Origin of the sequence: Candidatus Allofournierella merdavium (assembly GCF_944382735.1) — a bacterium.
GTDB classification, from domain to species: domain Bacteria; phylum Bacillota; class Clostridia; order Oscillospirales; family Ruminococcaceae; genus Allofournierella_A; species Allofournierella_A merdavium.
Map to the genome: position 1 here is coordinate 159,907 of NZ_CALWND010000002.1, position 11,651 is coordinate 171,557.

General features: G+C 63.8%; 10 protein-coding genes. All 10 read right to left on the reverse strand.

Annotated elements, in window-relative coordinates; translation table 11 throughout:
- Positions 1–87: 87 nt before the first annotated feature.
- The 10 genes from ACH2A7_RS02195 to mutL all read right to left on the reverse strand — a co-directional run bounded on the left by ACH2A7_RS02195 (position 88) and on the right by mutL (position 11,648).
- Complete coding sequence (locus tag ACH2A7_RS02195) at positions 88–906, reverse strand: HAD family hydrolase (RefSeq protein ID WP_394959614.1); 819 nt, start codon at positions 904–906, stop codon at positions 88–90.
- Positions 903–1,829, reverse strand: coding sequence for an RluA family pseudouridine synthase (locus ACH2A7_RS02200; RefSeq protein WP_394959616.1), 927 nt, complete (start codon positions 1,827–1,829; stop codon positions 903–905). The genes ACH2A7_RS02195 and ACH2A7_RS02200 overlap by 4 nt, the downstream gene beginning before the upstream one ends.
- Positions 1,816–2,340 carry a signal peptidase II gene (gene lspA, locus ACH2A7_RS02205; protein ID WP_394959618.1) on the reverse strand — a complete coding sequence of 175 codons (525 nt, stop codon included), beginning with the start codon at positions 2,338–2,340 and terminating at the stop codon, positions 1,816–1,818. Before lspA ends, ACH2A7_RS02200 begins: the two co-directional genes overlap by 14 nt.
- Positions 2,341–2,458: 118 nt before the next feature.
- Positions 2,459–5,248, reverse strand: coding sequence for an isoleucine--tRNA ligase (gene ileS / locus ACH2A7_RS02210; RefSeq protein WP_394959620.1), 2,790 nt, complete (start codon positions 5,246–5,248; stop codon positions 2,459–2,461).
- A gap of 58 nt (positions 5,249–5,306) precedes the next feature.
- A complete protein-coding gene (locus tag ACH2A7_RS02215; protein WP_394959622.1) occupies positions 5,307–6,077 on the reverse strand; it encodes a DivIVA domain-containing protein in 771 nt (256 codons plus the stop codon).
- A gap of 41 nt (positions 6,078–6,118) precedes the next feature.
- On the reverse strand, positions 6,119–6,916 hold the full coding sequence (locus tag ACH2A7_RS02220; RefSeq protein ID WP_394959624.1) for a YlmH/Sll1252 family protein: 798 nt from the start codon (positions 6,914–6,916) through the stop codon (positions 6,119–6,121).
- On the reverse strand, positions 6,900–7,265 hold the full coding sequence (locus tag ACH2A7_RS02225) for a cell division protein SepF (protein ID WP_394959745.1): 366 nt from the start codon (positions 7,263–7,265) through the stop codon (positions 6,900–6,902). Before ACH2A7_RS02225 ends, ACH2A7_RS02220 begins: the two co-directional genes overlap by 17 nt.
- A 193-nt stretch (positions 7,266–7,458) precedes the next feature.
- Positions 7,459–8,664: an HlyD family efflux transporter periplasmic adaptor subunit gene (locus tag ACH2A7_RS02230; protein ID WP_394959625.1), complete on the reverse strand. Its 1,206-nt coding sequence runs from the start codon at positions 8,662–8,664 to the stop codon at positions 7,459–7,461.
- Positions 8,665–8,704: 40 nt separating this feature from the next.
- Positions 8,705–9,646 (reverse strand): tRNA (adenosine(37)-N6)-dimethylallyltransferase MiaA, encoded by a 942-nt coding sequence (gene miaA / locus ACH2A7_RS02235; protein ID WP_394959627.1) that lies wholly within the window; start codon positions 9,644–9,646, stop codon positions 8,705–8,707.
- A complete protein-coding gene (gene mutL, locus ACH2A7_RS02240) occupies positions 9,630–11,648 on the reverse strand; it encodes a DNA mismatch repair endonuclease MutL (protein ID WP_394959629.1) in 2,019 nt (672 codons plus the stop codon). The genes miaA and mutL overlap by 17 nt, the downstream gene beginning before the upstream one ends.
- Positions 11,649–11,651 lie beyond the last annotated feature (3 nt).

Here is an 11,651-nt window from a genome sequence, read left to right on the forward strand (position 1 = left end):
ATAGCACATCTTTCCGCCTTCAAAAACCGAAATCTTTGTAAAAAAGCCCGCCAGCGCGCCTTTTCAGCGCATCGGCGGGCAAACGATTCAGGTGTAGCGGCGGATCAGGCTGTAAAGATATTCCCCCACGCCGCCGCTGCGGCAGCTGGAGACCACTTCGTCCGCCGCGAGTTTCACCTCGGCGGGCGCGTTGTCCACCGCCACCGCGTGCCCCGCGGCGCGCATCAGGTCGATGTCGTTGTAGTAATCGCCGATCACCACCGTGTTTTCCAGGGGGATGTCCTGAAGAGCGCACAGCCGCCGCAGGGCCTGGGCCTTGCTCACCCCGGCGGGCATGATCTCAAAATACATGAGGTTGGTGTGCAAAAAATACATTCCCTCCACCGAAAGGCCTGCCGCGAAATTCTGCAGCGAGGCGAGGGTGACGGGATCCGCCGCGAAAACCACCTTGGCCCAGTGGTCCGGCACCTGGTCCAGCGGGCACAGCACGGAGTGCATGTGCTCCTCCTCCACATGGGCCTGGGTGTAGCGGTTGGCCTGCACGATATAGACCCGGCCTTCCTGTGCCATGATCTCCACGCCGATATCCGGAAATTGGGTCAGCACGGCCTCGATGGCCTGCTGCGCGGCCTGCCGGGGCAGAAAATGCGTTTCCAGAACTTTTCCCGCCTGCATATCGTACAGGACGCTGCCGCCGCAGGTGATCGCCGGGCAGGACAAGGGCAGGTCGCCCAGCGCCGCCCGCACCGATTCCACCGGCCGCCCGGTGGCCACGGTGAAGCGCCCGCCCAACTCGCAAAACAGCTGGATGGTGACCCGGTTGCAGGAGGGCACGCCTTCTTTCGCGGTGAGGAGGGTATTGTCCATATCGCTGACGACCAGAAGGTCCGCAAGGGATTCGATCATGTTTCCGGCTCCTTTCGGAGAGTGTGGAGAAATTCCGTGAAATAGGCGGGCAGCGGGCTTTCAAACCGCATAGCCTCGCCGGTGATGGGGTGTGTAAAGCCCAGCACCCGGGCGTGCAGGCACTGCCCGTTCAGCCGCCTGATGCAGTCCCGCGGGCCATAAACACTGTCGCCCGCCAGCGGATGCCCGATGCTGGCCATGTGCACCCGGATCTGGTGGGTGCGTCCGGTCTTCAGGCGGCAGGCAATGTGTGTAAAGCCATCATACTGTGCAAGCACATGGTAGCCCGTATAGGCATACTTCCCGTTCGGGACCACGGCCATCTTCTTGCGGTCGGTGCGGTGACGGCCGATGGGGGCCTCCACAAAGCCCTCCGGCTCCTTGAAGCGCCCATAGACCACCGCCTCGTAGACCCGGTCTACGCTGTGAACGGCCATCTGGGCCGAGAGAGCCTCGTGGGCAACGTCGGTCTTGGCCACCACCAGCAGGCCGCTGGTGTCCTTGTCGATGCGATGCACGATGCCCGGGCGCACCACCCCGCCAATGGAGGAGAGCCGCCCCGCGCAGTGGTACAGCAGCGCGTTGACCAGCGTCCCGTCCGGGTTGCCGGGCGCCGGGTGCACCACCATGCCCTTGGGCTTGTTCACCACCAGCAGGTACGCGTCCTCGTAGACGATCTCCAGCGGGATGTTCTGGGGCTGCGCCTCCAGGGGCTTTGCGTCCGGCAGGTCCACCGCCAGGTGTTCCCCGGCCTTCAGCTTCAGGTTTTTCGCCGCCGGCCTGCCGCCGCACTGCACGAGGCCCTGTTCGAACAGACGCTGCAGCGCGCTGCGGGTGAGTTCTACCTCCTCCAGGTCGGCAAGAAAACGGTCGGCGCGCTGCCCGGCGCACTCGGCGGGAACAAACACGTCAAACCGTTCCATCGTCCCGCTCCGGAAGATCTGCTGCCGGCTCCTCCCGGCCGCCTGCCTTGCGGCGGGCGGCCAGTTCCTCCAGCAAGAGGTTCAGCAGCAACAGGCCGATGCCGGTGCAGACCAGCATGTCGGCAAAGTTGAACACCGCGAAGTTCATAAACAGGAGATTGATGTAGTCCACCACCTCGCCGTTCAGCACCCGGTCCACCAGATTGCCGATGCCGCCGCCCAGCACGAAAAGCCAACCGATGTATTCCAGCTTTTTGGCGGGACGCCGGAAGAGGAGATACCAGGCCACAGCCAGCAGCGCCACACCGGTGAAGAGGATCAAAAAGGTCTGTTTGCCCTGCAAAATGCTGAAAGCGGCGCCATCGTTGAGAAAATAGCGCAATTCCACAATGCCGGGGATCAGCGGCATGCTGCCCACGGGTGCAAGATTGGCCGTCGCCCACAGTTTGATGCCCTGGTCGATGGCCACCAGCAAGGCGGCGGCCACAAGGGTGATGAGTGCAGAAATCAAGAGAAGCCTCCCGTTGCCGGCTGCCCCTGGGGGCGGCCGGGTCCTTTGATAGCTCAAAAGCGGCGCCGCCGCATCGTTTTGGGATGCGTCTTTGCGCGCCGCTTTTGAAAAAAAATTTTTATTCAGCCAGCACAGCGGCGCAGCGGGCGCACAGGCAGGGATGCTGCGCGTTGCTGCCCACGTCGGCGGTGTACTTCCAGCAGCGCTGGCACTTTTCGCCCTCGGCATGCTGCACGGCAACGCCCAGGCCATCCACCATGCCGTGAGCACCGCCCTCGCCTTCCGCGATCTCCAGCTGGGAGACGATCAGCAGGTCCTCCCACTGGGCGACGGGGATGCCGGCGATGAACGCGGCCATCTCGGGCGAGCAGTACAGGGTGACCCTGGCCTCCAGCGAGGAACCGATGACCTTTTCGGCACGGGCCTGCTCCAGCACCTTCTTCACGTCGTCGCGCACGGCGATGATCCGATCCCACTTGGCGCGGAACTCCTCGTTCTGCGCGTACACGCCGGCCTTGGGCATATCCTCAAAGGCCACATACTTCTGCTTGCCGTCAAATGCGGGCACAAAACTCCAGATCTCCTGGCTGGTGAAGGTCAGGATGGGGGCGATGATCTTGGTGAGGTCCACCAGGATGCGGAACATGGCGGTCTGCGCCGCGCGGCGGGCGGGAGCGTCCGCCTTGCTGCAATACAGCCGGTCTTTCACCACGTCCAGATAGAAGTTGGACATATCCACCACGCAGAAGTTGTACACCGCGTGGTACACCTTGTGGAAGTCAAAACTCTCAAACCCGTCCCAGGCGGTGGCGTTCAGTTGGTCCAGACGGTCCAGCGCCCACAGATCCAGTTCGGTGAGCTGGTCGTGTGCCACCAGATCGGTGCGGGGATCGAAGCCGTTCAGATTGCCCAGAATGAAGCGGGCGGTGTTGCGGATCTTGCGGTAGGCCTCGCTCAGCTGCTTGATGATCTCCTTGCTGATGCGCACGTCCACGGTGTAATCGCTGGAAGCCACCCACAGGCGGACGATGTCGGCGCCGTAATCCTTGATGATCTCGCTGGGCTCCACGCCGTTGCCGGCGGACTTGTGCATCTGCTTGCCTTCGCCGTCCACCACCCAGCCGTGGCACAGCACGTTCTTGTAGGGCGCGACGCCCCGGGTGGCAACACTGGTGAGCAGGCTGGACTGGAACCAGCCGCGGAACTGGTCGCCGCCCTCCATGTACAGATCGGCGGGCCAGTGCAGTTCCGGGCGCTCCTCCAGCACCGCCACATGGGTGGAGCCGGAGTCGAACCAGACGTCCATGATGTCCTTGTCCTTCTCGAACTCGGTGCCGCCGCACTCGCAGGTATAGCCCGCGGGCAGGATCTCGCCGGCGTCGTATTTGTACCAGGCGTCGCTGCCCTCGCGGCGGAACAGGTCGCTCACCGCCTTGATGGTCTCGTCGGTGATATGATATTTGCCGCACTTCTTGCAGTAGAACGCGGGGATGGGCACGCCCCAGGTGCGCTGACGGCTGATGCACCAGTCGCTGCGGTCCCGCACCATGCCCATCATGCGGTCATGGCCCCAGGCCGGGAACCACTGCACCTGATCAATGGCCTTATAGACGTCCTCCTTGAAGGCGTCGATGGAGCAGAACCACTGGTTCGTGGCCCGGAAGATGATGGGGCTGTGGCAGCGCCAGCAGTGGGGATACTGGTGGGTCATGTGCTGGACGCCCAGCAGATGTCCGCTCTCCTGGATGTGCTTCAGGATGACCTTGTTGGCCTCCCACACCTTGAGGCCGCTGAAGGGACCGGCCTCGGCGGTGAGGAAACCGCCGTCGTCCACCGGCACGATTACCGGCACCTGGGGATAGTGCTTGGTGCAGACCTCAAAGTCCTCCACGCCGTGACCGGGCGCGGTGTGCACGCAGCCGGTGCCGCTTTCCAGCGTGACATGGTCGCCCAGGATCACCAGGCTCTTGCGGTCCAGGAAAGGATGCTGCACCTGCATCAGTTCCAGTTCACTGCCCTTGACCGGCTCGCCCACGATCTCGTAGCTGTCGATCTTGCAGGCCTGCATGGTGCTCTCCACCAGGGCCTCGGCCATGACCAGATAGTCCTCCCCCACCTTGACGAAGACGTAGTCATAGTCGGGGTTCAGGCAGATGGCCACATTGGCGGGCAGGGTCCAGGTGGTGGTGGTCCAGATCACGAACCAGGCCTTGTCCATGGGGATGCCGCGCTTTGCCAGGATGCCGTTGGGGTCATCGGTGACGTTAAAGCGCACATAGATGGAATCGCACTCGTCCTCGCCATACTCGATCTCGGCCTCGGCCAGGGCGGTGCGGTCCTCCGGGCACCAGTACACCGCTTTCAGGCCTTTGTAGATGTAGCCTTTCTTGGCCATCTCGCCGAAAACCTCGATCTGGCGGGCCTCAAACTCCGGCTTCAGGGTCAGGTAGGGGTTTTTGAAATCGCCGATGACGCCCAGGCGCTGGAACTGCTCGCCCATGATGTCGATGTGTTCGGTGGCGAACTCGTGGCAGACCTTGCGCAGCTCCAGCTTGGAGACCTCGCCCTTGCCCACCAGCTGCTTCATGGCCTTCAGTTCGATGGGCAGGCCGTGGGTGTCGTAGCCGGGCACATAAGGCGCCTGGAAACCGCTCATGTTCTTGTAGCGAACGATGATGTCCTTGATGATCTTGTTCAGGGCGGTGCCCATGTGGATGTTGCCGTTGGCGTAGGGAGGGCCGTCGTGCAGCACATAGCGGGGCTTGCCCTCGTTGTGCTTGATCAGTTCCTCGTACAGATGGTCGGCGTTCCACTCCTTGAGCATCTCCGGCTCTTTTTTGGGCAGACCCGCCCGCATGTCAAACAAGGTCTTGGGCAGGTTGATCGTGCTGTTGTAATCCTGTGGCACTGGTATCTACACTCCTCTTCTGAATGAGCTGCGCGTTTTTTGAAAGCGCGCGCCGGGATCAATCACTGAATTTGATGCCCTCAAACCCCTCAAACACCGACGGGGCGGACGGCGCCTCGGCCTGCTGGGGCGCGGGCCGGGACTGGCCCGGCACAAAGGTGCGGGTGGGCTCCTCCCCGGGGGTCTCCTCTTCCGGGGCCTGGGGCGCATCGTACAGCGCGCCCAGATCGGGGAACTGGCCGATGGGGTCCTCCGGCTGCTCCTGCTCGTCGAAACTCTCCCCGAACAGATCCGGTTCCGCGGGCGCCTGCGGCTCCTGCGGGGCGGCCGCCTCGGGTTCCTCCTCGGCGGGAGAGGACGGTTCCTCCTCCGGCTCCTCGGGTTCATCGCCGGGCAGCGTGCTCAGCGATTCGATGTGCTGTTTGTAAAGGCTGAGGACGCTGTTCTTGAACTGGGCCACTTCCGCCTTCACCCGCTCCAGTTCCAGCTGCTCCTCGCTCACCTGCTCCTGGGCGGCACGGGTGATGTCCTCGGCCTTGATGCCGGCCTCCCGCAGGATGGACTCCGCCTTCTGCTTGGCCTCTTTGATGACGTTCTCGCCCATGCGCTGCGCGTTGAGCAGCGCGGTCTTGAGGTTATCCTCGTCCTTGCGGTACTCCTCTACCTTCTGGGCCAGGACATACAGCTTCTTTTCGGTGCTCTCCTTCTCCGCCTGCAGCTCCTCCATCTGCTGCGCAAGCTGCTGCAGCAGCGCGTCCACATCTTCGGTGCGGTAGCCGCGCATGACCTTGTCGAAGGTTACGGTGCGGATCTCCTGGGGTGAAATCATTCAGATCATTCCTTTCGGCGAAAGTGGCGGCACGGGGGCCGTCAATATTGAAAGTATTGGATAAACAACCGGTCCTTGCGGCTCTTGCCGCCCAGCGCCTCCAGCTTGAAGCGGCCCATTCCCCGCACGGTAAAGATGTCGCCCTCATACACAGGCGCGTGGGCACTGCTCACCGGCACATGGTTGATCTCCAGCCGGCCGCCCCGCACCAGCGCTTCCGCCTGGCTGCGGCTGCACCGGAGCATGGCCGCCAGCACCGCGTCCGCCCGCAGGGAGGACACCGTGGCGGTCCTGCTCTCCCGCTGGGGCGGCTGCACCGGCAGCGGCCCGTCGAACCGCTGGGCGGAGGCGGAAAAACGGCCCACGCTGGTCAGTTCATCGCAGATCAGCGGCGCCACCCGCTCCAGCACGAATGCGTAGGCGCATCCGGGCGATTCGGGGTCGGGCAGGATATCGCCCACACACTCCCGCTCCAGGCCCAGGCCCAGAAGGGAGCCGAGATAATCCTTGTGGGCCGGCGCGTCGGCGCCCGCCGCCGCGCAACGGAGCAAAACGCAACAAATCGGCGGTTCGCCCGAGGCGCCCGCCGGTTCGAGGCACAGCAGTTTGCGCTCGGCTGCGGGATAGCCGCCCTCAAAGGCGGCCCAGTCGCAGCCGACCTGATTCAGCGCGGCTTCGGCCAGGGTCTGCTCCCGGTCGGACAGAAAGCCGCTGTAGCGGGCCACGCCCCGGTTTTGCGCGGCGCGGCAGAGATCCTGCGCGCGGCGCATGACCAGTTTTTCCTGATCGTTTTGGGGCGGGACATATCCCCGCTGCCGCCCGTCAGAAGAAGACGCCATTGCTCTCCAGCTCGTCCAATAAATCGCCCATGATGTCCACGTTGTAGGGGGTGATGATGAAGGTGCTGTTGGCGACGCGCTTCATCTGGCCGTTGTTGGCGTAGGCCACGCCGGACAAAAAGTCCACCAGGCGGCGGGAAACTTCCTTGTTGGTACCCTCCAGATTGAGCACAACGGTGCGCTTGGCATTCAGGTGATCGGCCACCGTGCTGGCATCGTCGAAACGCTCGGGCTTGACCAGCACCACCTGCAGCTGGGTGGTGGCGTTGATGTTGACCACCTTGTTGCGCTTGCCGGTAGGTTCGGGCTGATAGCCGTCGTCCTCCGCGGTGCTGCGCTGAGGGAACATATCCTCGTTTTCGTCGTAGTAACCGTCGTCCTCTTCGTTCACACCAAGAAATCTTTTAAGCCCGTCGAGCATCGTTCCGTATCTCCTTCCGAAAATGATGATCGCTCCAAATTGAAACCAAATCACCAGTTAGTATATATTATCGCTATTTTTAGTGTTTCTGTCAACAAATAAACGCAACATTGCCTTTGTTTCACAGGATTTTCCCGTCGTAGAGATCGGTACCCTCCACGATGACCTCGTCGAACAGCCGCACCTCGTTGTCGGTGCCCACCTTGCCCCCCTCCGGCACCAGGATGTATTGGTCGTCCTGGTAAAGAACAGTGATCTTTCGAAAGCGCGCCAGGTTGCCGTACTTCACATAGACACCCTTCACGCCGTCCACGATGTTCAGCGCCTTGGCGCTGACCCGCACCCCTTTGAAGGACTGGAAGTCAATGCGGGCGGTGGCGGAAGCAAGGCTCATCACATCCGCCCCCACATACTCGCAGCTCAAAACAAACTTTGCGAGGCCGGAATCCTCCTCCACCTTCACGCTCTCCACCGTGGCCGGCAGCACCTTCTCCGCCGCGCCGGGAAAACTGATGTCCACGCTGGTAACATTTTCAAATTTTTTGCTCTCGTCGGCGGTGCACACACCGTAGAAATACCATTTGTAATCGGTGACCAGCTTTCCTGCGCCGGAAACGGCCCGCACGCCAGAGCCGTTCAGCAGCGCGTCGGTCATCTCCAGAGCGGACATCCCGTCCAGTTCCTCCTTGCTGTAGGTGAGCATCTGGGCCGTGTCCGCCGTCACAAAATAGCCGCCGGTGGATACGGTGACCGGCGCGGGGCTTCCCAGATTCGCCTGCTGCGCCGCCTGTTCCTGAGCGATCAACTCCTTCGCGCCGGAAAAGTCCTTCACGGCGCCGGTGGTGATCTGCAGCCGGTTGAGGGTGAGCAGGTAATTGTTGCTCTTGGTGGTGAGCTGCCCGTAGTCCTGCCGGTCCAGGCTGTCCAACAGGTCGTACAGCGCCGACTGCCGCTGGTTCAGCAGCACATCCACGTCGGTGCCCGCGGTGTTTTCACTGCGCCGGAGCAGTTCCAGCTGGGCGTCCAGCTCGGTGAGGGCGGTGCGGGCGCGGGCCTGGCTGGGGTCAGAGTAGATCTCCGCCACCTGGGTGCCCACCGCCACCCGCTCGCCGCTGGCCACAAGATAGCCCATCTGTCCCTCGCCGGGCACCTCCGCCTGTTCAAAGACCAGGTATCCGCCGCAGGAGAGGCTGTCGGACATATCGTACAGGATAGCCGTCTCGGTGCGGTAGGGCCGGTCGAGCACCGTGAAGATCTGTACCGCCAGATAGGCGGCGGCAAGGCCCAGCGCCGCGAACAGCCCGTATTTGATGACCGAGGCTTTCATCGTCCTCTCCCCCTCTCCTTTTTGCGCGCGGCCGCGCCGCTCATTGTTGGAAGTGTTCCCGCACCATCTGCTCGGCGCGCTGCACAAGCTGCGGCTCGTCCGGGTCCAGCCAGACAACGTCCTTCATCCGGCGGAACCAGGTAAGCTGACGCTTGGCGTAGTTGCGGCTGGCCTGCTTGAGCTTTTCGGCGCAGGCATTCAGCCCCGCCGTCCCCTCGAAATAGGAAAAAAACTCCTTGTAGCCGATGGCCTGAGCCGCCGTGCGGTAGCGCTCCCGGTTCTCCCAAACCGTTCGTGCCTCCTCCAGGATGCCGGCGTCCAGCATCCGGTCCACCCGGGTGTCGATGCGCCGGTAAAGCCGCGAGCGGTCCGCCGGCGCGAGGCAGAACACCACCGCGTCAAAGGGCGGCGCCTCGGGCAGCGATTCCGCCCGCTGCCGGCTCATGGTCTTGCCGGTGGAATAATAGAGTTCCAGCGCCCGGATCACCCGCCCCACGTTGTTGGGATGCACGCCGGCGGCATAGTCCGGGTCGATGGCGGCCAGCCTTTCGTGCATCGCCGCGGGGCCAAGGGCTTCAGCCTCCCGCTCCAGCTTTGCACGCAGGGCTGGGTCGGCTTTTTGTTCGGCAAAGCGGACCCCGTTCAAAAAACTTTCGATGTACAGCCCGGTGCCGCCCACCAGCATGGGCAGCCTGCCCCGGCCGGCGACGGCCCGGGCCGCCCGGTTGGCGGCGGCCACAAAGTCCGCCACGCTGAAGGTCTCTTCCGGAGGCAGAAAGTCCATCAGGTGATGGGGCACGCCCTCCATCTCCTCTTGGGTCGCCTTGGCGGTGCCCACGTCCAGGCCCTTGTAGATCTGCATGGAGTCGGCGCAGAGGATCTCGGCCCCGAGGCGCTTGGCCAGCTGCACCGAAAAGGCGGTCTTCCCGCTGGCGGTGGGGCCGCCCACGGCCACCACCGGCATCTTATCCCAATCGGCCAAACTGTTTTTCCAGCTCCTTTTTGGTAAGTTTCAGCACCACCGGCCGGCCATGGGGGCAGAAGGGCGGCACCGTTCCCGCCAGGATGTCCCGGGCCAGGGCCATCAGCTCCTGCCGGTCGGACTTGTCCCCCGCCTTGATGGCGGCCTTGCAGGCGATGGAGTGCATCACCCACTGGGTCTTTTCGCTCAACGTCTCCCGGCTGCCCCGGGCGAGGCGGTCGGCCAGCTCGCACAAAAGGCCCTCCACATCGGTGACCGGAACGTCCGCCGGCACCGCCCGCACCAGCATGGTGGTGCCGCCGAAGTCCTCCGCCTGCACGCCCGCGGCGTTCAGCAGGTCGGCGTTTTCCAGCAGCGCCGCCTTTTCCTGGGCGGAGAGGTTCACTGCCACAGGCGCCAGCAGCAGCTGGCTGCTGGCCGCGCCGTAGCCGGCGGCAAGCCGCTCATACAAAATGCGCTCGTGGGCGGCGTGCTTGTCAATGAGGCAGAGTTCGTCCCCCCGCTGGGTGATGATGTAGGTTTTAAAAGCCTCACCGATGTATTCCAGCGGCGTATCATCCTGCCCGGCCTGTTGCGCCGGCGCCGGTTCCTGCGGGGCTTCCGCCGGCGGTGCGGCGCGGTCGCTCGCGGCGCCCGTCTCTTCCGCATCGAAATCGGCAGGGGCCTGCCCACGCTCCGGCATCCCCTCCTCGGGGGGACGCGCCGGCCCGGCAGGCGCGGCTTTGCCGCCCAGCGGCAGCGGTTCGGAGTGCAGAGAATCCTGCCGCGACGGGACGGCCTCGAAGGCCGGGGCTGCCGGCCGCGGGGCAGGCGCGGGGCGCGGCACCGCCGGCTCGCTGCCCCATCCGCCCAACCCGGCGGGCGCGGACGGAGGCGGCGCGGCGGGCGCGGGGATCGTCGCATGTGTAATTGCGGGATGCTTTACAGGCGTTGTGAGGTCCAGCTGCTCCACCTTCTCCGCCGGTTCCTCCATCGCCGTCTGTTTGGCAAAGCTGAAGCGCTGTTCACCGCTGCCCGGCTGGGCAAGGGCAGCCTTCACCGCCCGATAGACCGCGTCGAACACATCGCTCTCCCGGGAGAAACGGACCTCCGTTTTCGCGGGATGCACATTTACATCCACCAGCTGCGCGGGCATCTCCAGCATCAGCACGCAGCCGGGGAATTTGCCCTGCATCAGAGTGCCGCGATAGGCGTTCTCCAGCGCGGCCATCATGGTGCGGTTTTTGACGAACCGCCCGTTGATGAAAAAGAACTGCATGCCCCGGCTGGCCCGGCAGGCCCGGGGCGGAGTGACCAGGCCGGACACATGGTAGCTGCCGCTGGCGTCGTCCACCGGCAGCAGATCTTTGGCGAAGTCCCGGCCCAGAACGGCATAGACGGCGCTCTTGAGATTCCCGTCGCCGGGAGTTTTGTAAAGCTGTTTACCCTCCCGGATAAAGGCCACCGAGACTTCCGGGTGGGACAGGGCGATGCGGCCGACCGTCTCCCCCACAAAGGCGCCCTCGCTGGCGTCCTTTTTCAGAAACTTCATCCGGGCGGGAGTGTTGTAGAACAGATCCCGCACGGTGATGGTGGTGCCCACCGGCCGCGCGCCCGGCTCCATCCCCTGCTCCTCACCGCCCTCGATGCGGTAGAGGCAGGCGAATTCGTCCGGTTCGGTGCGGGTGAGCACCTCCACCCGCGCCACACTGGCGATGGAGGCCAGCGCCTCGCCGCGGAAGCCCAGGGTGTGAATGCTTTCCAGATCCTGCTCACAGGATATTTTGCTGGTGGCGTGGCGGATGAAGGCGGTGGAGATATACTCCGCCTCGATGCCGCTGCCGTTGTCCGTCACCTGGATGAGGGACACGCCGCCCTTCTCGATGGCGACGCTCACCTGGGTGGCGCCGGCGTCGATGGCGTTTTCCAGCAGTTCCTTCACCACCGAAGCGGGGCGCTCCACCACCTCGCCGGCGGCGATCAGCTCCGCGGTGTGCTTGTCCAGCACATGAATCACAGCCATGGG